This is a genomic window from Methanoregula boonei 6A8, from assembly GCF_000017625.1.
Classification (GTDB): Archaea; Halobacteriota; Methanomicrobia; order Methanomicrobiales; family Methanospirillaceae; genus Methanoregula; species Methanoregula boonei.
Genome location: NC_009712.1, coordinates 1,251,413 through 1,272,221 on the forward strand (window position 1 = coordinate 1,251,413; position 20,809 = coordinate 1,272,221).

The 20,809-nt window shown below is 53.9% G+C and carries 18 protein-coding genes, 1 tRNA gene and 1 pseudogene; 3 read left to right on the forward strand and 17 right to left on the reverse strand.

Annotated features, from left to right (window positions below; genetic code table 11):
• Positions 1-35: 35 nt before the first annotated feature.
• The 5 genes from MBOO_RS06430 to hemB are packed head-to-tail and all read right to left on the reverse strand — an operon-like array spanning position 36 to position 4,354.
• Positions 36-503, reverse strand: a complete 468-nt coding sequence (locus MBOO_RS06430; RefSeq protein ID WP_012106781.1) for a phosphate-starvation-inducible PsiE family protein — start codon at positions 501-503, stop codon at positions 36-38.
• The gene (cobA, locus tag MBOO_RS06435; protein WP_012106782.1) at positions 503-1,267 is read right to left on the reverse strand and encodes a uroporphyrinogen-III C-methyltransferase; all 765 of its coding nucleotides are present in this window, start codon (positions 1,265-1,267) and stop codon (positions 503-505) included. Before cobA ends, MBOO_RS06430 begins: the two co-directional genes overlap by 1 nt.
• A complete protein-coding gene (gene hemC, locus MBOO_RS06440) occupies positions 1,264-2,148 on the reverse strand; it encodes a hydroxymethylbilane synthase (protein ID WP_012106783.1) in 885 nt (294 codons plus the stop codon). The genes cobA and hemC overlap by 4 nt, the downstream gene beginning before the upstream one ends.
• Positions 2,139-3,380, reverse strand: coding sequence for a glutamate-1-semialdehyde 2,1-aminomutase (gene hemL, locus MBOO_RS06445; RefSeq protein ID WP_012106784.1), 1,242 nt, complete (start codon positions 3,378-3,380; stop codon positions 2,139-2,141). The genes hemC and hemL overlap by 10 nt, the downstream gene beginning before the upstream one ends.
• On the reverse strand, positions 3,377-4,354 hold the full coding sequence (hemB, locus tag MBOO_RS06450) for a porphobilinogen synthase (RefSeq protein WP_012106785.1): 978 nt from the start codon (positions 4,352-4,354) through the stop codon (positions 3,377-3,379). Before hemB ends, hemL begins: the two co-directional genes overlap by 4 nt.
• 123 nt (positions 4,355-4,477) lie before the next feature.
• Here hemB and MBOO_RS06455 point away from each other — a divergent pair, with 123 nt between their 5' ends.
• Positions 4,478-5,143 (forward strand): hypothetical protein, encoded by a 666-nt coding sequence (locus MBOO_RS06455; protein WP_157677619.1) that lies wholly within the window; start codon positions 4,478-4,480, stop codon positions 5,141-5,143.
• A 227-nt stretch (positions 5,144-5,370) separates the two neighbouring features.
• Here MBOO_RS06455 and MBOO_RS13875 read toward each other — a convergent pair whose 3' ends face one another.
• The 3 genes from MBOO_RS13875 to MBOO_RS06465 all read right to left on the reverse strand — a co-directional run bounded on the left by MBOO_RS13875 (position 5,371) and on the right by MBOO_RS06465 (position 7,520).
• On the reverse strand, positions 5,371-5,532 hold the full coding sequence (locus MBOO_RS13875) for a hypothetical protein (RefSeq protein ID WP_157677620.1): 162 nt from the start codon (positions 5,530-5,532) through the stop codon (positions 5,371-5,373).
• A gap of 94 nt (positions 5,533-5,626) precedes the next feature.
• Positions 5,627-6,901 carry a glutamyl-tRNA reductase gene (gene hemA / locus MBOO_RS06460; protein ID WP_012106787.1) on the reverse strand — a complete coding sequence of 425 codons (1,275 nt, stop codon included), beginning with the start codon at positions 6,899-6,901 and terminating at the stop codon, positions 5,627-5,629.
• Positions 6,894-7,520, reverse strand: a complete 627-nt coding sequence (locus MBOO_RS06465) for a precorrin-2 dehydrogenase/sirohydrochlorin ferrochelatase family protein (protein WP_012106788.1) — start codon at positions 7,518-7,520, stop codon at positions 6,894-6,896. The genes hemA and MBOO_RS06465 overlap by 8 nt, the downstream gene beginning before the upstream one ends.
• A 210-nt stretch (positions 7,521-7,730) precedes the next feature.
• Here MBOO_RS06465 and MBOO_RS06470 point away from each other — a divergent pair.
• Positions 7,731-7,802: transfer RNA gene (locus tag MBOO_RS06470), tRNA-Gly, on the forward strand.
• 158 nt (positions 7,803-7,960) lie between these two features.
• Here MBOO_RS06470 and MBOO_RS06475 read toward each other — a convergent pair.
• On the reverse strand, positions 7,961-8,776 hold the full coding sequence (locus MBOO_RS06475; protein ID WP_012106789.1) for a hypothetical protein: 816 nt from the start codon (positions 8,774-8,776) through the stop codon (positions 7,961-7,963).
• 534 nt (positions 8,777-9,310) lie between these two features.
• Between MBOO_RS06475 and MBOO_RS06485 the strand changes: the two genes are divergently transcribed.
• Complete coding sequence (locus tag MBOO_RS06485; RefSeq protein WP_012106790.1) at positions 9,311-9,880, forward strand: flavodoxin family protein; 570 nt, start codon at positions 9,311-9,313, stop codon at positions 9,878-9,880.
• A 533-nt stretch (positions 9,881-10,413) separates the two neighbouring features.
• Here MBOO_RS06485 and MBOO_RS13040 read toward each other — a convergent pair.
• The 8 genes and pseudogenes from MBOO_RS13040 to MBOO_RS06525 all read right to left on the reverse strand — a co-directional run bounded on the left by MBOO_RS13040 (position 10,414) and on the right by MBOO_RS06525 (position 20,807).
• Positions 10,414-11,832, reverse strand: coding sequence for a response regulator (locus tag MBOO_RS13040; RefSeq protein WP_012106791.1), 1,419 nt, complete (start codon positions 11,830-11,832; stop codon positions 10,414-10,416).
• A gap of 240 nt (positions 11,833-12,072) precedes the next feature.
• Positions 12,073-12,435, reverse strand: a complete 363-nt coding sequence (locus MBOO_RS06495; RefSeq protein WP_012106792.1) for a DUF5658 family protein — start codon at positions 12,433-12,435, stop codon at positions 12,073-12,075.
• Between the two features lie 28 nt (positions 12,436-12,463).
• Positions 12,464-15,268 (reverse strand): PAS domain S-box protein, encoded by a 2,805-nt coding sequence (locus tag MBOO_RS13045; RefSeq protein ID WP_083756188.1) that lies wholly within the window; start codon positions 15,266-15,268, stop codon positions 12,464-12,466.
• Positions 15,269-15,440: 172 nt separating this feature from the next.
• Positions 15,441-16,202 (reverse strand): annotated as a pseudogene (locus MBOO_RS14225) (response regulator); the annotation flags it as partial.
• A gap of 287 nt (positions 16,203-16,489) precedes the next feature.
• Entirely contained in the window at positions 16,490-17,029 is a 540-nt protein-coding gene (locus MBOO_RS06510) for a response regulator (RefSeq protein WP_012106795.1), read from the reverse strand.
• 28 nt (positions 17,030-17,057) lie between these two features.
• Positions 17,058-17,663, reverse strand: coding sequence for a chemotaxis protein CheW (locus MBOO_RS06515; protein WP_012106796.1), 606 nt, complete (start codon positions 17,661-17,663; stop codon positions 17,058-17,060).
• A 20-nt stretch (positions 17,664-17,683) separates the two neighbouring features.
• On the reverse strand, positions 17,684-20,629 hold the full coding sequence (locus MBOO_RS06520; RefSeq protein ID WP_012106797.1) for a methyl-accepting chemotaxis protein: 2,946 nt from the start codon (positions 20,627-20,629) through the stop codon (positions 17,684-17,686).
• Positions 20,616-20,807 carry a hypothetical protein gene (locus tag MBOO_RS06525; protein WP_048068345.1) on the reverse strand — a complete coding sequence of 64 codons (192 nt, stop codon included), beginning with the start codon at positions 20,805-20,807 and terminating at the stop codon, positions 20,616-20,618. Before MBOO_RS06525 ends, MBOO_RS06520 begins: the two co-directional genes overlap by 14 nt.
• Positions 20,808-20,809: the final 2 nt, after the last annotated feature.

Here is a 20,809-nt window from a genome sequence, read left to right on the forward strand (position 1 = left end):
TCTCGAACATAACAGGGAAAAAAAGAATCCGGGTGTTAACCCTCTTTTTGTTTTTCCGGTGCTGGAGATTCTTCTTTTTTCGGCGGGTATCTGATCGACACATCGGCCTTTTTTATCAGGTAGTACGCGGCAGCAAGCCCGACTATGATAATTCCAATGCCAACGAGCTCCCCGGAATCGGAGGGTATCGATGTTGGGTCGAGCAGGATTACTTTTCGGGCGATTGCGATGATCGCAAGGAGCACAACCACTTCCACGTGGATCACATTTTCGACAATGTATGCCTTCATTGTGTCCAGCAGCTCGACCGTGATGAGCACGAGTAAAAATGAGCCGAGCACGGCCACGATCTCCTTGTTGTCCAGCAGGCTTATTCCCGGATTGAAAAGGTCACCGATAAACGTCCAGATCAGCTCGGCTATTGCGCAGACCAGCACTGCACCAAGCAAAATGATGAGGATCGTATACACGATCCGCTCGAATTTGTTGATCTCTTCAATCATCAGAGGTCCCCTCCCGGGGGGATCAGGTCCGGCTGTGCAGGATTGTAGAGCCGGACAACATCGCCAATCACAATCACGGCTGGGGGTTTTATCCCGGCCGTTGTTGCCAGGTCCCCGATACCGGCAAGCGGGCCGGTGGTGACCCTGCGGTCCCGCCTCAGGCCGCGTTCAATGATCGCAACAGGGGTGTCCGGGCTCTTGCCATTTGTAAGCAGGGCTTTTGCAATGTTTGGCAGGTTTGCCACCCCCATCAGGATCACAATCGTGCCCCGGCTCTGCGCAAGCAGTTTCCAGTCAAGGGCCGGTGCCGGCTTGGCAGGATCCTCATGGCCAGTGAGGATAGTCACCTGCGAGGCGTACTTCCGGTGCGTGACCGGGATCCCTACCGAGGCCGGGACAGCAAGGGCGCTTGAGATCCCCGGCACCATCTCAACCGGGATACCGGCGGCCCGGACGGTTTCGAGCTCTTCGCCGCCCCGCCCGAAGAGGAACGGATCCCCTCCTTTCAGGCGAACCACTACACGACCCTGTTTTGCCCGGTCCACCATCATGTTTTCGATCTCGCGCTGTTCGAGAGTGTGATGGCTGCCGTACTTTCCGCAATCGATCTTTTCTGCCTTTTCCGGGAGTGCCGAGAGGATCTCCTCCCCGGGCAGCTGGTCATAGAAGATGACATCTGCCGATGCGATCAGGTCTGCTGCACGCTGCGTTAAAAGCCCCGTGCCGCCCGGGCCGGAGCCCACAAGATAGACTTTTCCGGTCATAACGAGATCCCGAGTGTGTGGTATGCTTCCTCAATCAGGGCGCCCGCCCGTTCCCGCAGGGCATTGCCCTCTGCCCGGGCTTCTTCAAGTGTCCCGATCTTCTTTTCGATACGTTCTGCCCGTGTGCCGTCAAGGGAGAGGACTTCGGCAATCAGGCTGCCGTCCTTGCAGTAGATGCCCATGGGGGTAAAGCAGCCCGCTCCCACCTGCTCCATCACGGCCCGCTCTATGGCAACGTCTTTTCGTGTTGCCGGGTGATCGAGGCTCGAGAGCACTTCCATGATCGAGGGGTCGGCCCGGCTCACCACCGCGATCGTTCCCTGGTTAGGGGAGGGGACAAACTTCTCCGGGGGAAGCCGTTCGCCCGGGATCCGGATCCCAAGGCGCGAGAGCCCGGCCTCAGCAAGCACTACGGCATTGTACTGGCCTTCGCTCATCTTTCGTATCCGTGTGTCCACGTTCCCCCGGAGATCGCGGATATCAAGACCCGGGTCATGGCGGAGGAGCTGGGCCCTGCGCCGGGTGCTGGACGTACCGACAACTTTTACTGCGGATACCGGGCCGGTGAACGCAAGGTAATCGGCGGGGGAATCGCGTTTGAGGATGGCAGAGGTAAACACGCCGGAGGGCCGGATCGCGGGGATGTCCTTCATGCTGTGCACGGCGCAGTCGATCTCGTTATTGAGAATCGCATCATCCAGCGCCCGCACAAAAACACCCTGCTTTCCAATCTCATGGAGGGGAACTCCCGTGACCTCGTCACCCTGCGTGCTGATAATCTTCTGTTCTACTTCGATACCAAGTGCCTCGATCTTCTTTATTACGATCGCAGTCTGGGCAAGCGCTAAACGGCTGCCCCGGGTCCCTATCCTTACAGGCATGCGGTGTAACCCCCGGCAAGAGTGGCAAGATCGTCAGAGGTATGAGCCGCAGACAGGAAATTGGTCTCGAACTGCGAGGGAGGGAGGAAGATCCCGCGGGCACGCATCTTCTCCCAGAACCGGCCAAAGGCAGCCGTATCGCATTCTTTTACCTCAGTATAGTTTTTCGGGGCGCTGTCCCGGAAGAAGTACTTGAACATCGAACCGATCCGGACAAACGACCCTCCGGCCCCGCCACCGATTGAATCCCCAATGGCCCGGGCCTTCTCCGCGAGATCGGGATAGATCCCGGGGTGGTCGTGGAGCCAGCGGATGGTAGCAATCCCGGCGGCAAGAGAGAGGGGATTACCCGAGAAGGTGCCGGCCTGGTACACCGGGCCCTGCGGCGCCACAAGGGACATGATCTCCTTTCTTCCGCAGAATGCCCCAATGGGAAGGCCGCCTCCGATGATCTTCCCAAGCGTGGTAAGATCGGGTTTCACGCCAAACATCCTCTGTGCCCCGCCAATGCCGAGGCGATAGCCGGTGATCACTTCATCGAAAATGAGAAGCACGCCGTACGCGCTCGTGATCTCCCGGATCTCCCGGAGATAATGGTCTTCGGGCAGCACCGGCCCTATGTTCCCGAGCACAGGTTCGATGATAAGCGCGGCAATGTCATGGTGCGAGGCTAGCATTGCTTCGAGTGCCTCGGCATCGTTGTAAGGCAATTGCCGGGTGTGGGCTACGAGTGCCGGAAGAACGCCGGCGGAATCCGGGACGCCCATCGTTGTTGCACCCGAACCGGCTTTTACCAGCACCGCATCGTGGGCGCCATGGAAGCCCCCTTCGATCTTGATGATATCGGATTTTCCCGTGAACCCCCGGGCAAGCCGGATCGCAGCCATAGTGGCCTCAGATCCGCTCGACACAAACCGGGCCATCTCCATGCCCGGGTGATCGCCGGTTATGAGCCGGGCAAACTCCGGCTCGTATGGTGTGGGCGTGCCGTAGAGCCAGCCCTTTTCCAGCTGTGCGGCGATTGCCTTTTTGATCTCCGGGTGCGCATGTCCGAGAAGCAGGGGACCATATGCCATGCAGCAGTCGATCAGATCTTCGCCATCAACGGTAGTGATATGGGCACCTTGTGCATGAGCCGTGTAGAAGGGATAGGGTTTGATTGCCCGGACCGGGCTTGATACCCCGCCGGGCATCAGTTCCTTTGCCTGCGAGAAGAGTTCCTCGCTCTTCATGAGAGCCACCCGCAGACATCGTACGCAAAATAGGTGATGATGAGGTCGGCCCCGGCCCTCTTGATGCAGGTCAGTGTCTCAAGCACGGTCTCCTTCTCTTTTATCCAGCCGCGTTCCGCTGCCGCTTTTATCATGGAATACTCCCCGCTTACCTGGTACGCGGCAACCGGGAGGCCGAGCGTTGCCACATCTGCGAGCACATCCAGGTACGGGCCGGCCGGTTTGACCATCAGGATATCGGCGCCCTCATCGGCATCGAGCTGTGATTCAAGAAATGCCTCGCGGCCATTGGCCGGGTTCATCTGGTAGGTGGTACGGTCGCCAAACGAGAACCCGGATTCCGCTGCCTCGCGGAAGGGGCCGTACAGGGCGGAGGAAAATTTTGTGGAATACGAGAGGATCAGGACTTCTTCGTACCCTGCCGTGTCAAGGGCCGCCCGAATGGATCCTACCATCCCGTCAAGCATGCAGGACGGGGCCACGATATCGGCACCGGCCTCGGCATGGCTTGTGGCAATTTTATTCATAAGCAGGAGCGACTCATCATTAAGGAGATCCGGCCCGCTGCACCGGCTGTCCCCCACGATCCCGCAGTGCCCGTGGCTTGTGTATTCGCAGGCGCAGACATCGGTGATCACGAGCATGTCGGGGCAGGCTGCCTTGATATTTCGTACTGCCTGCTGCACAACCCCCTGCGGGTCGTATGCAGCGGTTGCACCCTCATCCTTGTGCGCCGGGATCCCAAACAGGAGAACCGCCCGGATACCCCGGTCCCGGAATTTCTGTACCACCGCTGCGATCCCGCTGACCGGGTACCGGAACTGCCCGGGCATCGAGCTGATGGGCACCGGGGCAGACGCTGTTTCATCAACAAAGAGCGGGGCGACAAGATCGTTTTTGCTTATGGTCGTCTCGCACAACAGGGGCTGGATCGTGCGGGACCGGACCCGCCGCATTCGTCTCGTTGGGAACATTCGCACCACAGACCTTTGACGCTTGATAACAGATTGCTGATGCATGGTATTTATGGTTATATTATCCGGGTACCGCCGGCCCGGCCGGTAACCTATATCCCGTTTACCGTTTCACCTGTCCTTATGCAGTATATGCCGCGATATATCGCCCCGGTATTTCTTGTGATGACGTTCATTGTGCTTCTCTGTGCCGGCTGTACCTCCCCTTCCGGCATCCCATCGGGTACTCCGGCAGCCACCCCTTCCCCGGCAGGGAATCTCTCGCTAGCCCCGCTGGCCCTCAACCCGGCCGATCTTCCTGCCGGTTTTGTGCAGCAGTCCGGCCGGTACAAATCCCCGGATGAAGTCAGCGCTGCCGCAAAATACCTGGGCTGGCAGCAGGGCTACGTTGCAAATTTTACCTCTGCCGGAAACGTTTCCTCAGGCACAACTACGATCACGCAGACGATTACACAATACAATACCACCAACATGACCGAACTTGTCGGGATTGTGAGTGCTAACGAAGAGCAGCATACCGGGCTTGGATTTATTGCCCTTGATCCACCGTCCGGTATTCCCGGCGCCCGCGCCATCAATGCCATCGTGGTAAATATTTCCGGCAGTTCCTCATCTGTAGGTGGGGGGATCCTTCCCGTAGCACAGGCTACATCAGCGCCGGTTACCGGCTATATGGAGGTCATCTTTGGGAAAGGACAGGTCTTTGAAGTGATCCGGATGACCGGCCCTGGTGCACAGTACAACACGCTTGCCGCACTGGCACAAACGGCATATGCAAAATCCGGGTGAGCCCTCCCGGGAGTTTGCCGGGCAATCACTTTTTTGGGGTGCGTGATGTGCCGGGGGTTCCGGTACAGGAAAAATCCCCTTTTATCCCGGTAAGTGCGGGCCTGATCCGGAGAATCCTTCCTTGCAAAGCCACACGATTGCAGCAGGTCTGCTCTTTACCCTTGCCGGTGTGGCATTGTGCCCATAGAAAAAAAGAGAGGAAGCGAAAAGAAAGAAATCTCAAAAGCTTACTCAGCGGTCGGTGACCAGACCGGACAACCCTGGCGCCGGATTTTGTAGATTTTTGGTTCTGAAAGCGGTGATGCGCCGGTGTTGTCGCACCGGGGCATGAGCAGTTCTGTACGCGGAATGAATGCCCCGCAGGTCTCACAGGTGTGCTGGTGATCCATAGTTGTTCAATAGTACTTTATCAAAAAATGACGTATTTATTCATTCCTATTAACTTTTGAGAAACAGCAAGCAATCATGTTCTTCCCCCGCCAGCTACTCCGTACCTTCCCGGGAATCCGCCGCACTGCCCCGGGTCAGGGCCCTGACAAGCGCCTCTGCGGCATCCCGGTCTCCTTCTTCAGCACAGGCCCGTATCGAGGCGGTTGCATCCGTCAGGATCTTTTTTGTGAGCACCCGGGAGAGATCATCGATTACCCCGGCGGTCCGCTCATCCATGTTCCCGAGCCGGGCAAGCGCCCGGTCCCGCTCACGCACACGCACTGCTTCTGCCCAGGTATGAAGTGCGGCAATACAGTCATCGGCAGACTTCCGGTGCAGCTGGCGGATAAAAAGATCCAGCTCGTCGTCCACGTATTCCGCTGCCCGTTCTGCCTCTGCCCTTCGGGTACTCATGGTCTGCTCGTTTACCTGCCGCAGGTCATCGATGGTAAAGAGCCGGACGCCATCGATAGCACCGGCGCCCTCCTCCACGTCCCGGGGCTGGGCAATATCCACGAGAATGAGCGGACGTGGGTGGCCCTCCACCGGCCAGCACCGGTCCCGCATGGCTTCTTTGAGTGCTGTCTTATGGATGACCGGGTGCGGTGCCGAGGTGCAGGAGATCACCACGTCCGAGAGGGTGATGTAATGGTACAACTCGTTCATCCGGACGGCCACGCCGCCGATCTTCTCTGCAAGTATTACCGCCCGGCCAAAGGTGCGGTTGGCGACATACATCGCGGTCAGGTGTTTTGCGGCAAGCGCCTGGGCCACCAGGAGGCCCATCTCCCCGCTCCCCACCACAAGAATGTGCCGGCCTTCAAGTGTCCCGAGTTCGGATTCGGCAAGGAGGACTGCGGCAGAACCCACCGAGACTGCGCCCCGGTTGATCTTTGTGGTCCGGCGCACCCCGACACCAACATGCACAGCCTTGTTGATGCAGAGCGAGAGAAACGGGCTTGCCGTGCAGGCGGCCTCACCATCGGCAAGACTTTTTTTGAGCTGCCCGATGATCTGGTCCTCGCCCACGATCATCGAGTCAATGCCTGCGGCAAGCGAGAAGAGGTGGCGGAGGGCCTCGCGGCCTTCGAGCAGGAAAAACCCTTTGCGTTCCTGGCTTTCGAGGAAATCCCGGAGCGAGGCTGCATCGCCTTCCACGATCACTTCCACCCGGTTGCAGGTCTGGAGGAGCAGGGCGCCGGCAAACTTCTTCTGTGCCGCGGCAAGAAAGGCCGGCTCGTCCCCGAACCGGAAGGCTTCAAGGGCGAGGACGTCCGCAGTATGATGACTGACGCCGGCCACGGCGAATCTTGACGGGTGCTTACTCATTGAGATACCGCCCGCTCACCCGCTCCCATGCCCGGTCCGGCGATTCGGAAAGAAGCGTCCAGACCGTCTTGTCGCGGAGCACATCCCAGAGGATCCGGCGCCGTTCCTCGGGCGTGGTCATTCGCTCCTTCAGGGTTTCGCGCAGCCGGTGCTGGAGTGCCACCATCGCATCGAGCGCCGGGTAACGCTTCTCGATCTCCTGCCGGATAAACCGGGAGACCGCGGGACTCTGGCTTGCGGTGCTCACTGCAATCGTGTAAAACTCTCCCGCGGATATTGCCGGGATCACCACATCGCCCGGCTTCCCGTCAGCGTTATTGAAGAGCACGCCATGCTCTTTGCAGAGCGCACCGATCCGGTCGTTCTCGGCCTTATCGGACAGCGCACCGATCACCAGAAACGCCGGCCCGATAAACCGCAGGAGCTCTGCATCGTCCGCTTCCCGGGTATCGAGCGTCTCAATCTGGACCGGCAGGGCACGGACCGAGGGTGTAAACGCCCGGCTCACCACCAGCACGTCGGCCTCCTGCGAGAAGTGAGCGGCCTTCCTTGCCGCCACTTCCCCGCCGCCGAACACGACAATCTGCTTACCTGCACACTCCACAAAAAGTGGAATCATTGATCAATATGATAGAGCGATGCCGTATTTGAGGACTGTCATTTGCATCCGGGTGAGGGGATGAAGTGGAGAAGTGAAGGCGAATCTCCTAAGCAAACCAGCCGGGCCCCGGCCCGGCTTCCGGGGCAGCGCCTGCCGATCCTGCCTGTTCCGGGCACCCACAGGTCGATATACTTAAATGGTAAGAATACCCACATTGTAGAGCACACTGCGCCGATAGTGTAGTGGTTATCACTAGGCGTTGCCAACGCCTAAACTCGGGTTCGAGTCCCGATCGGCGCACTTCTTGTTTTGTGGGTTTGAAGGGAGAGCAGATGCTTTCTGGTTTGTTGTTTTTTCAATTTGATTGTGTCACCCGTTGCGGATTATGACAATGTTCAAATTTATTATAATGTATACTTTAAAAAAAAATTGGAGAAAATCCCAACATTTGTACGCAATTATTTTGGTACCTGTTGCATCAAAAATACTACAACAGGATATAAAAGAGTGAAATGGTCGGCCAGAATGTTAACAAATTGTTGGTATTTCTCTAAATATTTCTGTCTATTATTTAAACCTTGAAATTCCTTTACTTTCGTTTTTAATTCTTCCTGCTTAACTCTATCCTCAATTTTATTCTCAATAAAATCACATGCCGCATAAAATGATTGAATGGGAAGAATCATTTCATTATTAAAGATACCGGTGTTGTTGATATTAATTATTGGCTGTTGGAATTCTTTCATTTGAGATTCAAAAATTTCCTTCTCGGGGATTTTTTTGTACGGCAATAAAAGGGATATTTCTAATAATGCAAGAACAATACCTTGTTGTTTAGAGAATAATCCAAGAATTTGTTGTGCTAGTGATTGCGGATCGTATTGACATCTAATCTCTTCATTAAATTGGAGTAAATCTGATATTCCGTAAAAAGTATGAACTTTTGTTGTAACAATCGTTTTATCCAATATGGAATTTGGTCCCGTATAATCTATCATTTTTCCATCATGTAATTCTCTGAATTCAGGTTCCTTTTCCTCATATAAAATTTGAACCAAAAAATGAGAATAGGTGTACCAAAACTCATAGTGTTTAATTATGAAATTATGATATTCAGTACGATCTCGATCAAGAGTTTTCCATTTTTCACTAGTAATTGGAGATTTTTTTGGATTTCGAATAGATATAAATAAATGTTGGATCTCATTCTCAATTATTAACGCATCTTTCGCTAAATGATCAATTTTTGGTTTAAGACTAGTGTAATTATCCATAATGGTATCTATCCTAAATTAGGATTATAATAACTAGATACTTCAAACCTTTGTAGAAGTTTAGAGATGATTTTTCATTTCAACTCCTATTTTCACGTAGGATTATTCCGAATAATTCTATCTTCATCAGATTCTCTGTCGAGATGATGGGTGGATGTACCGAGCTAGACATAACCCAGCTTTCTCTCAGTTTTTCTTTAATGGCGGGAGACAAATTTTGGGAGCGGCCAAAGAACATTTGGTAAAACGATCCCACCCCCTCCTCGCTTTGCTCGGAGTCGCTCGGGCGCCTCGTCGGGCCCTCGCTGGGCAAGTGCGTGTGTGCGCCCGCTCCATTCTCCTCATAGTCCCATCCACCGAACCTGATCCCGCATCGGGATCCCGGTAAGTGCGTAGCGCAAAACCCGACGAGGCGTTTTGCGCGTCTGGCATCGTTTTGTTTCAGCCGCTCATACACTTCCGTTTCCCAGGCCCGGACAAAACCGATGACAATTCTTTATCCCATGAGCCCGGCCAGAAATAATAGGAGAGACCATGAAAATCATCGGAATTATCGCAAGTCCGCACAAAGAGGGCAATACCGCCTGGGCCGTAAACAAAATACTCGAAGGTGCGAAAGGACGGGGCGCGGAAACCCGGTCATGGTCGTTCAGCGATCTGGATATCAGCCCGTGCAGGGGTTGTCTTTGCTGTCACGATGGGAGCGATCGGGGTTGTGTAATCGATGACGACATGCAGGAACTCTATGACGCACTTGATGATGCCGATGCCATTATCCTTGGCTCACCGGTGTACATGGGGCAGATGAGTGCGCAGGCAAAGATATTCACCGACCGGTTGTTTGCGAAAATTTCTCCGCGATTCTCACCGCATTACAAAGAAAAAGTTACAAAACAAAAGCTGGTTCTTGTGTTCACTCAGGGAAATCCGGATCCCGGAATGTTCCGTGAGTATTTCGATTACACGAAAAAAATGTTCCGGATGCTGGAGTTCGATGTCAAAGATGTAGTTGTGATTGCCGGCATGCGGGAGAAACCGGCGCACGAACATAAAGATCTGCTCACTGCCATGAATAAGGTAGGATCATCGCTGGTTTCGGAATGATCACCGGCGTCGTAAGGACAGGATAACCGGGGCAGGCCTGCCAGGTCCCACCCCACGATCCACCCTATCTGACTTACCCTAATCCGGGCCCGTATTGAGCCCGGATGACCCCTTTTTGGACATCGTAAGAGCCCGTATTGGGCTCCGTTTTAATCCGGGCGCAAATAGGCCGTATTTTGTCAATCGGACGAAATAAAACGTCCTTATAAACGCGTTTTACGGCCCGATCTCAGGCCCGGATGGGTTTTCGTTCGATCCTGAAAATAAACGCTGCCGGATGGCCGCTATTGCCCGATTATGGGCATTATATGCGGCTCAATTTGGGCGTATTTTGGTGAAATATGCCTTTAAAATGATTATTTTCCACGCGAACTAAAAAGGAACGTTTTACGGGCGTATTTTGCGAGATAACCGGGGAATCTGACCCGGGGGATTTCCCTCCCGGGGCAACAGGACTCCCTGATCGCGGGGATGCGGGATCAGCCGGCTCCCGCAATATCCCGCTTACACTTCCCGGATGACCGGGCCACGGCTCACACATTTGTCTTTGTAAGCCGCCAGGCCCCGTTGGGAATCAGGATCTCGAAACGTGCGCCTTTCCCCAAGATCCCGGTCTCGCGAATCGTGATCCCGGTGATCAGCAGGATCTCCCGTGTGAGAAACAGGCCCATGCCGGTGTTCTTCCCAATCCCGCGCTCGAAGACCTTCTTCTTTTCTTCCGGCGGGATACCTGCGCCGTTATCCTCGCAGACAAGGATCAGCCCCTCATCGGAGACCTGCTCGAAAAAGGTGACGGTTGTGAGAGTCTCCCCTCCGTACCGTAGTGCGTTATCGATCAGGTTGTAGAAGACTTTTTCCAGCAGCGGATCAGCAAAGATCCCAATCCCTTTGACCTGCGAGACAATGGCAATTCCCGGCCGGGAACAATCGGGGATAACCCGCTGCAGGATTGCCTCTGCCTCCTGCCAGATCGGGGCATTCACTCCTACTTCCTGGTACTCCCGGGTAAAGGAGATCTGGTGCTGGATGATCTCCACGGAATTTTTGATCTCCTGGAGCAGTTCATCGCGTTCCGCCATCTCTTTGCTTGCCAGAGACATGTCAATGAGGCCTAGAAGCCCGGTGATGGTGTTGAGGATGTCATGCCGGGTGATGTTATTTAACAGGTTGAGTTTCTTATTGGCAAGCACAAAACTTTCTTCGGCCCGCCGGCGGTCCGTGATATCCCGGAGGGTGCCGTAAATCCCGATCGGCCTGCCGTATACATCCATCCTGACCGTGCTGCGCTCTTCCACCCAGTGAATGTACCCCCATTTGTCCACGACCCTGAACACGGTACTTTCCTGCCGTTCGCACGAGAGAACCTTCAGAAAATTCTCCCGCACGATCTTCCTGTCCTGCGGGTAGACAAAATCGCAGAAACCTCCAAGAACCAGATCTTCGACCAGATAGCCGTACTTGTTTACGTGCGGCGAGATGTAGGTGACAATACCGTTTACATCCAGCGCAAATAGGACATCGGCGGTGTTCTCGGCAAGGGCACGGTACTTCTCCTCGCTTTCCTTAAGTTTCTGGTCAAGCTGGGATTTGAACAGGGAGAACTCGATGACCGTGCGCAGTTCGCGCTCATCATAAGGCTTGATGATATAGCCGTACGGCTGCGTGATCTTGGCCTGCGCTGTAATGTTCTCGTCGGCAAATGCGGTCAGGTACACCACCGGGACCGCAGAAAACTTCTGTATCTCTTCAGCGGCAGCGATCCCGTTTATGGTCCCGGCAAGATGGATATCCATCAGGATCAGGTCAGGAGTTGCATCACGGGCGAGCCGGATCGCTTCCTCCCCGGTGGTCGTAATGCCGGCGATCTGGTAGCCAAAGCCAAGAAGTGTGAGCTTAATGTCTTCTGCTACCAGCCGTTCGTCTTCAACGATCAGAATCCGTGCGGCCGCCATTGCTTATTACATTCTGGGGAAGCGATATCGTATAATGATTCTGAACCGGACACCGCAATTCTCTGGTACCGGGAAATATCGATCGTTATCATCCTGATCAGCGATCCCCGGATTTTTCAGAGACAGGAAGGGGCGTTCATTCTACCGGCAGCATAACCGTCCGGCAGGGAGGCAGCCTGAGGACTCCACGTTCTGGAATGCCCGGCAGGGTTTCACTCATGTACTGGTTCCTGTAAGAGATCACAGCAACACACCGGATCCGGAACTGTGATAGAGCCATAGCTGCCAGCAATTGGAAACGATCGGCAGCACACCAAATACGATAATGATGATCACCATAAGGCCGGCGACCACGTTGCGCCAGTGGAAATCCAGTTTCATCCCCAGATAGGCAAGAGATCCGGCTGCTATTGCAAAACTGATAACTTTAACCGCAAGCATCAGCCACGGATGAGCCGCGACCGGTGCAAAGATCAGGTTCTTCTCGGAACCGCCATGGGCAAGAATAGCGGCGGTCGTAACCGCATCCCCGATCTCGCACAAAATACCTATTACAACGAGGTTCCACAAATTCGGGCCCTGACCGCTCCGGTGTATTCCCATAGTATTTTTATCTCCGGTCAGTTCCCGTTCATGATGTACCGGCATTGGCAAACCGGAACGTCCCGCCCGGCAGCGTAATCTCAAAGCGAGCCCCGGATCCCGGTGTCCCGGCCTCGCGAATGGTTATCCCGGTAATGGAAAGGATCTCGCGGACCAAAAAGAGACCGAGACCTGTATTCTTCCCAAAGCCCTTGTCAAAGATCGCTTCTTTGTTCTTATCAGGAATTCCTGCACCATTATCTTCCCAGGAAAGCACAAGACCTTCGGAAGCTGTTGTGCAGGTGATCCTGACCCGGTCTGCCTTTTCCCCGTGGCGCACGGTATTGTCAAGCAGGTTGTAAAAGACTTTTTCCAGCAGCAGATCGGCATAGATCTCCAGGCCGTCTGTCTCATTCTGAAGGGAGATGCCCGGGGGCAACGCAAGTTTTGCAATGACCTTTTCCAGCGCCTGCCACTGGGGCTCGTTTGTGCCAAGATCCTTGTATACCTTGGTAAAATCGATCTGGTCCCGTATCGAATGGGTCACAGACCCGATCTTTTTCAAGAACGCCCGTTCCGAGGGTTCATGAGCTGCCTCTTCGGCAAGGAGCAGGTGACTGCGGATGACCGTGATATTGTTGAGGATATCGTGTCGGGTGATACTGGAGAGGAGGTTTAACTGCCGGTTTGCCTGGCGCAGTGCCATCTCTGCACGTTTCCGTTCGGTGATATCAGTGAGCATGGCAAATGCGCCAAGAAATTCCCCGTTACATCCCTTGAGGGGAGTAGAACTTATTTGTACCCAGATGACTGAACCATCTTTCCTGACCTGCCGGAGTTCCATATGCCCGCTGATTCCCTGCCGACGGTTTTTGATCTCGGCATCGGATGTGAGACGGTCGCCGGGATCGATAAAATCGGTAATACACCGCCCAAGCATCTCCTTTTCCACATATCCGTGCATTTCCGCCATACGTGCATTCACGAAAGTGATTTTGAGATCCGGGTCCCACATCCAGATACCTTCATGGGTGGTCTCCACAATCCGCCGGAATTTCTCCTCACTTTTCCGGAGATCATTCTGGTTCCTGCCCAGTTCTTCAAGGTTCTGGCGAAGCTCTTCTTCGGTTGCGGTCATCTCCTCATAGGCAGCTTCGAGGCTGGCGTTCTTTTCTTTTAAGGCAAACTCCGTATCTTTTTGTGCCGTAATGTCGGTAACCATCGCAAACGAGCCGTCAAATGTCCCGTCCGCGGCAAAAAGGGGAGTTGCAGATACAAGACCCCACCGAACCTCGCCTTTCTTGGTCAGGTATCGCCATTCGTACGAGCCGGCCTTGCCGATCTTTCTCTCTTCAAGTTTTTGCCGCAGGTCAACCCGCTCATCTTCAGGGATATACGAATAAATATCCCTGCCAATCATTTCTTCCGGCGGGTACCCGAGAAATTCTGCAAACTGCCGGTTAACAAATGTAGTCCTGAATTCCCGGTCCATGGCCCAGATGCCCTCGCGGGCAGTCTCCACAATGCGCCGGTATCGCTCCTCGCTTTTCCGGAGTTCATGCTGGTTCTCTATCAGTTTCTCGAAATTCTGGCGGATCTCCTCTCCGGTTGCGGTCAGTTCTTCGTATGCTGCCTCGAGATCCGTATTTTTCTTTCTTAAGGCCTCTTCCTGCCGGAACTCCTTGCTGATGTCCGAGAAGATCGTGGCAAACCGCCCGGCTTTTGGGGAATATACAGAGATCCGGAAGTGTTTGTCCATGGGAGGGAAGTAGGTGACAAAGGACTCGGGTTTCCTTGTCCGGGCCACGCGGGAATAAATATCCAGGTACGGGGAATCGGACGTTTTGTATGCCTCCTTCCCGGTCTTCCCGATTATCTCTGCAGCCCTGATGCCAAGGATCCGTTCAAATGACGGGTTGACAGAAAGGATCCGGTAATCCGCAACCCTCCCGTCTGTGCCGACAACCAGTTCGTGGGTGGCAAGCCCCTCTTCCATATTGGTAAAAAGGTTACGGAATTCTTCCTCTCTTCTTGCCAGGACAGTGGAGCTCTTTTCAAGTTCAGCGTAATTCCATTGTAATACCTTTTCGTTTGCGGCCAGTTGCGCAAAGGCCGCCTGGAGTTCCTCGTGTTTCTTGGCAAGTTCTGATTCCATGCCCTTTACTGCAGTAATATCCATTACAATACCGGTCACGATCTGCGGAGATCCGTCGGGATTGGACCGGGTCACTCCCCCGATATCCCGGAACCAGTGGTAACTCCCGTCGGCAGCGCATATGCGGTAGTCCACCAGGTACCGGGGCACCTTCCCGGTTATGTGATCTTGCATGGCCTGCATCGTTCGTTCATAATCCTCCGGGTGAAGAAGGGAGGTAAAATCAGAATAGTGGACAAAACGCTCCGGGGAATAGCCAAGGATCGTTGCCTTGCGTGCATCGAACCTGACCGTACCCTGCGGCAGTTCCATCTCCCACCAGGCAAGATTCCCCATCTCCAGTGCGGTCTCAAGCCTGACTGCGTTGGCCCTGCCCCTCTCATCAGCCCGCGCTTTTTCAATTGCAATTCCAATCACCGTTGCAATGGTTTCAAGAACGATCCGGGCATGGGAGGAGATCTCGTCTCCCTCTCTGGAAGAGAGTGCCATGCAGCCGATGGTATGGTCCTGTGAGTTTACCGGGATTATTGCATATGCACGGACACCGGATGCGGCCGTGGTACCCGGATGAACCGGCGCGCTTTGCCTGCCAGCAAAATAACAGGGTTTCCCCGGCAGTGACAAGAGAGGTAAAGGTGGTGCCGGCGGGGTACTGGGCCACAGAGACACGAAGTTCGGCCTGTACATTGTTGCTAACATTCAGATCCAGGGAACCGGTAGAGGGGTCGATAAGGTAAATTTCACCGGAATCAAGCCCGGACGCTTCGAGGGCAAACGAGAGACAGATGTTTAGGGTTTCTGTAAGCCCCCGGACTTTCTGGAGGGCAGTTGTCAGTTCGACTTCAGCACGGAGGATCTTATTTTCCCGGATACGTTCGCTGATATCGCGTATGACGGATACAACCACTTTTTTCCCGCTCATGAGCGCGACATGTGCATGGATCTCGACCGGTATGCGGGTGCCGTCTTTCCGGATATGTTCTGTTTCAAAAATCAGATTTCCTTCGTTTTTCAGAGTATTCCCAATTTTGTCGAGTGGACGGCTGTGCTCTTCTACGGCAAAATCAAGCGGCGTCTTTGTCAGGAGTTCGGCCCGCTCGTACTGCAGCATCCGGCAGGCAGCATCATTGACGTCGATAAATTTCCCCGGCAGGTAGTTGTCGTCAATCTCATGAATGTGAATGGCGTCATTGACGCTGTTGAAGATCTTGTGGAATTTTTCATCACTCTCATGGAGTGCAAGATCTGCCCTGTTGCTCTGGACGGTCTGGCGGACCCGGTGAACGAGCTCGGTGAACTGCGCCTCGGGATCGCCACCCTTCTGGAGATAGGAGTTTGCCCCGCTGTTGATCGCCTCAATAACGATCTCTTCACGGCCCCGTCCGGTAAAAATAATAAACGGCAGGGTGTGGTATTCCTTCCTTACCTCTTTGAGAAATTCGATGCCATTCATCTTAGGCATTTCATAATCTGAGATAATGGCATCGTAATCCAGGAGAGCAAGTTTTTCAAGCGCCACTTTTGCGGAAAGTGCGGTATCTACCTTGAAATCTCCCAGTTTCCCAAGATAGATTCTGCCTACCTCAAGGAGGTTTGGATCATCATCGACATAGAGAATGGTCACCGGGGACATGGAGTTCTCGCTCACCGGAAAATCTCGATTTTTCCGGATTAATGTTTGCCATTTTTATATTCCTCTCGTCGTTTTATATCCCTTTTCATCTGATCCACAGCACGTATATGGTGTACGGTTATCGGGAATTTACAGGCAAAACCGGGAATTTATGATGCGGTTGTCCGGATCCCCAAAAGGACAATGTATCGGTTGCTGAGTGTGCAGGATCTTTTATGGGCCGGCCCTGTGCCCGGAAAAAAACAAACGCGTGTCGTTTTGCCGGAACGGGAAACCGGGAAAAATGGTTAGGGCAATCGCACAACTGCGCTTTCCCCGGGCTGTGGACTTCCAGTCAGGCGGGCATTCTCCGGGAATGCACCTACAGCGCTGACAATGGCCCGGTAAAAGTTAGGGAATGGTGACTGCGAACCCGGGGATAATTTTTCTACGAACCAGACCTTGTCGTACTGCCGGGCCTCATCTTCCAGCATTTCTGACCGGAAGAGAACAAAATACACAAAAGGTACCGCTTTTCCGGCCTTTCGTGCCTGTTCAAGAAGACTGATTCCTTCCCCGTGTTCAAAGTTGTAATCGGTGATCACCACATCGTAATCGATGTACCGCATCTTGTCCAGGGCCTCGCCCACGGTCAGGCAGAGGTCTACGATCATGTTTCCCTGAGTCTCAAGATATTCGCACACGATCTCCAGGAGCCGGGGTGATTCGTCCACGTACAGGACTGAAATCGCACGGCTGGCATGAGAGTCCGGCCCCGCAAAAGAAGCGGCCGTAAGGCCGCTTCCCCTGCTTCCCTGGCTTGCACCGGGATCGTTTACTATTGCCATACGTCTCATCCTCCCCATACCTTTTGGCTTATGCCGCAATCTCTTCCGGGGCGGTACTGGCAAGATCTATCCCGACCTCGTTATCCGAGACCAGGCGTTTTATGTCAATCAGGATGAGGAGCTCGTTTGCATCGCGGTCCTTGATTCTGACACGTTTCTTGATGATACCAATAATTGCGGAGTTGTTCTGTTCCACTGAGGAGGTGCTCGTATCTACTGCGGACTGGTCGAACGTGGTGACTGATGAAACATTGTCAACCATAATGCCGGTCTTGGACCGGGTGATGCTGTCATCAAGGACAATAATCCTGCAGTTCTCATCGCTTGCACCCTCCTTGCGCGGAATATTGAGCCGTTCTTTTAGGTCGATGATGGTGGTGATCTCCCCACGAAGATCGATGATTCCCTTGATGTAGGCCGGTGTATCCGGCAGCTGGGTAATAGTCTTGTATTCGACTACTTCCCGGACATTGAAGAGATCCACGGCAAAGTGCTCTTTACCCAGCAGGAACTCCACGACCTGGACTGTGTTTGCTCCTGCGCCGCTTGTTCCCCGCCGTAACGCCTCGGCCCGCGACCGGATTGCGGAAGGGGAGAGAGATCCCCCACTACCGTTTTCTGATGTCTTTGTCATATCTGTTCCCTCCTGTTGGCTTACTGGGCGCTCGCTGTGTTCGATGCCGCGCCTCTGTCTGCGCTGATCCGTACCGATGCATCGACCTTAAACCCTGCGATCTCGTGACTGACATCCTCGACAATGGTGTTCACGTTCTGGATGACTTTGGTGATCTGGTCGATGGATGCGGACGCCTCTTCGGTTGCTGCAGCTGCGTCGGTTGCCTCTTTTGCGGTCTCACTGATCAAGGTGCTTACGGTTGTGACACTGGCAGTAACTTCTTCGACTGATGCGGCCTGCTCTTCTGCGGATGCAGCTACGCTTGAAATGTTCTTGTTGATGTCGTCGATCGAGGTGACAATCTTGTTGAATACCTCGAGGGTCTGGGTAAGGGCGCCGCTGCCTTCCCTGACACCATCATTTGCAGATTCCACGGCCTCAACTGCACGCTGGGTCTGCTTCTGGAGCTCACCGATCATCTGGCGGATCTTCTCTGCGGAGTTCTCCGACTCCTCGGCAAGCGACTTGACCTCGGTGGCGACGACCGCAAATCCGCGGCCTGCTTCACCGGCGCGGGCTGCTTCGATTGCCGCGTTGAGGGCAAGGAGATTGGTCTGGTTTGCCAGGTTTGCAATCAGGACCACGATGTCCCCGATCTTGTCCATCTGGGACTTGATATCAAGGATAATCGTGTTAACCTCTGCGGAGGACTTGGTGATGCCGTCCATTCCCCGGTCTGCCTTATTTGCGAGATCGGTACCTTTCCGGGAAAGTTCTTCTGACTGTTTGGCAAGCTGGGCAACTGCATCAGCACGGGAGGCAACTTCCTGGACCGTGTTTGAGAGGTCTTCCATTGCCTTGAGTACCTGCTTGATTCCTTCCCCGCTCTTGTCTGCATTCGAGCTGACTGCACCGGCGTTCTTTGCCACCTGGTTTGAACCGGCAGAGACCTCCTCTGCGCTTGCGCTGGCTTCCTGGGCGCTCGCTGAAAGTTCGTTGACACGGTCATTGACCTTGCTGAGTGCCGAAGAAACCTGGATACCCACGTTATTGAGGGATTTCTTGAACCGGATAAAGTCCCCGCGGACCTGGAGGTCCTCGTTTACGCGGGCGGTAAAGTTCTGCTTTGCGTACTCATCTGAGATGCGCATGGCCTCGTTTACTGGGTCGATGACTGCATCGAGCGTGTCGTTAACACCGTCAACGATCTTCTTAAAGTCACCCTGGTGCTTGGATGCATCGGCACGGGTCCCGAGTTTTCCTGCAACCGCTGCTTCCGAGAGCATGTTTGCATCTTTAACCAGGAGATTGACAGCGTCAATGCACTGGTTGAGGTTGTTTTTGATAACGTTGAAGTCGCCGTTGTAGTTGTCAGTGATCCTTGCCGGGATGTTGCCTTTGGAGATCTTGTCTACATAATCAGCAGCTACATTGAGCGGACCGATGACCGAGTCAAGGCAGTCATCAACACCCTGGACAATCTTCCTGAAATCACCCTGGTGTCGGGATGCATCAGCGCGGGTATCGAGTTTGCCTTCAACTGCCGCCTTACTGAGCATGTTTGCGTCCTGGACCAGGAGATTGACAGCGTCAATGCACTGGTTGAGGTTGTTTTTGATAACGTTGAAGTCGCCGTTGTAGTTGTCAGTAATCCTTGACGGGATGTTGCCCTTGGAGATCTTGTCTACATAATCGGCAGCTACGTTGAGCGGACCGATAACGGCATCCAGGCAGTCATCAACACCCTGGACGATCTTCCTGAAGTCACCCTGGTGTTTGGATGCGTCAGCACGGGTGGAGAGCTTGCCCTCAATTGCTGCCTTGCTGAGCATATTTGCTTCCTGGACCAGGAGGTTGACTGCGTCGATACACTGGTTGAGGTTGTTCTTGATCTCGTTGAAGTCGCCGTTGTAGTTGTCCGTGATCTTGGCCGGGACATCTCCCTTGCTGATCCGGTCTACATACTCTGCGGCAACGTTGAGCGGGCCGATCACTGCGTCAAGACAGTCGTCAACACCCTGGACAATCTTCCTAAAGTCGCCCTGGTGTTTGGATGCATCAGCACGGGTATCGAGTTTACCTTCAACTGCTGCCCTGCTGAGCATGTTTGCATCTGCAACAAGGAGGTTGACTGCGTCAATACACTGGTTGAGATTGTTCTTGATCTCGTTGAAGTCACCGTTGTAATTGTCGGTGATCTTGGCCGGGACATCTCCCTTGCTGATCCGGTCTACATACTCTGCGGCAACGTTGAGCGGGCCGATGACCGAGTCAAGGGTCTGGTTAACGCCCTCAACGATCTTCCTGAAGTCGCCTTCATGTTTGGATGCATCAGCACGGGTATCGAGCTTACCCTCGACTGCGGCCTTGCTGAGCAGGTTTGCATCCTTTACCAGGAGGTTGACTGCGTCAATACACTGGTTGAGATTGTTCTTGATCTCGTTGAAGTCACCGTTGTAATTGTCGGTGATCTTGGCCGGGACATCTCCCTTGCTGATCCGGTCAACATACTCCGCTGCTACATTGAGCGGGCCGATGACCGAGTCAAGTGTATCGTTGACGCCCTGGACAATCTTGTGGTAGTCTCCCTGGTGTTTGGATGCATCAGCACGGGTATCAAGTTTGCCCTCGACTGCGGCCTTGCTGAGCATGTTCGCATCTGCGACAAGGGCCTTGAGATTCGTGCGCAGGAGTTCGATATTGTCGTTGATAAACGCCTTCTTGCCCGGGAATTTCTCCAGCGGTGCTTCGAAGTTGCCCTTGGCAAACTCGGCAACAGTTGCCATAGCCTTCTTCTTTACCGTGATGTGCCCGTTAACCATGTTGTTGATACACTGGGCCGCGGTCTTTGCCGAACCCTGGTACTTTTCGACCGGTATAAGTACATCAATATCCCCTTTGTCGTGCGCGTCCGACATGTGCTCTATATCGACAAGCAATGTGTTGAACTCTTTTCCCAGTTTCATTTCATCAATAAACGTCATTTTTTTCCCCTCCATTGTTGAATAACCAGATTCCTTTCATCGCAAGCGGCAGCGGGCCAAAGTCCAGCGTGCCGTCAATATTTGTTCGTACCTCGATACCGTCCGGGACTGCATCCGGATCCGCAATCCTGCCGGATGTTGTTTCCCAGCCGGATTCTGTGATTGCACAATTCTCCATTC

Bases quoted from the DNA above. Each gene is read 5' to 3' on its own strand.
- MBOO_RS06430 (WP_012106781.1), bottom strand. From the start codon at position 503: ATGATTGAAGAGATCAACAAATTCGAGCGGATCGTGTATACGATCCTC.
- cobA (WP_012106782.1), bottom strand. From the start codon at position 1,267: ATGACCGGAAAAGTCTATCTTGTGGGCTCCGGCCCGGGCGGCACGGGG.
- hemC (WP_012106783.1), bottom strand. From the start codon at position 2,148: ATGCCTGTAAGGATAGGGACCCGGGGCAGCCGTTTAGCGCTTGCCCAG.
- hemL (WP_012106784.1), bottom strand. From the start codon at position 3,380: ATGAAGAGCGAGGAACTCTTCTCGCAGGCAAAGGAACTGATGCCCGGC.
- hemB (WP_012106785.1), bottom strand. From the start codon at position 4,354: ATGTTCCCAACGAGACGAATGCGGCGGGTCCGGTCCCGCACGATCCAG.
- MBOO_RS06455 (WP_157677619.1), top strand. From the start codon at position 4,478: ATGCAGTATATGCCGCGATATATCGCCCCGGTATTTCTTGTGATGACG.
- MBOO_RS13875 (WP_157677620.1), bottom strand. From the start codon at position 5,532: ATGGATCACCAGCACACCTGTGAGACCTGCGGGGCATTCATTCCGCGT.
- hemA (WP_012106787.1), bottom strand. From the start codon at position 6,901: ATGAGTAAGCACCCGTCAAGATTCGCCGTGGCCGGCGTCAGTCATCAT.
- MBOO_RS06465 (WP_012106788.1), bottom strand. From the start codon at position 7,520: ATGATTCCACTTTTTGTGGAGTGTGCAGGTAAGCAGATTGTCGTGTTC.
- MBOO_RS06475 (WP_012106789.1), bottom strand. From the start codon at position 8,776: ATGGATAATTACACTAGTCTTAAACCAAAAATTGATCATTTAGCGAAA.
- MBOO_RS06485 (WP_012106790.1), top strand. From the start codon at position 9,311: ATGAAAATCATCGGAATTATCGCAAGTCCGCACAAAGAGGGCAATACC.
- MBOO_RS13040 (WP_012106791.1), bottom strand. From the start codon at position 11,832: ATGGCGGCCGCACGGATTCTGATCGTTGAAGACGAACGGCTGGTAGCA.
- MBOO_RS06495 (WP_012106792.1), bottom strand. From the start codon at position 12,435: ATGGGAATACACCGGAGCGGTCAGGGCCCGAATTTGTGGAACCTCGTT.
- MBOO_RS13045 (WP_083756188.1), bottom strand. From the start codon at position 15,268: ATGTTAGCAACAATGTACAGGCCGAACTTCGTGTCTCTGTGGCCCAGT.
- MBOO_RS06510 (WP_012106795.1), bottom strand. From the start codon at position 17,029: ATGGCAATAGTAAACGATCCCGGTGCAAGCCAGGGAAGCAGGGGAAGC.
- MBOO_RS06515 (WP_012106796.1), bottom strand. From the start codon at position 17,663: ATGACAAAGACATCAGAAAACGGTAGTGGGGGATCTCTCTCCCCTTCC.
- MBOO_RS06520 (WP_012106797.1), bottom strand. From the start codon at position 20,629: ATGACGTTTATTGATGAAATGAAACTGGGAAAAGAGTTCAACACATTG.
- MBOO_RS06525 (WP_048068345.1), bottom strand. From the start codon at position 20,807: ATGGAGAATTGTGCAATCACAGAATCCGGCTGGGAAACAACATCCGGC.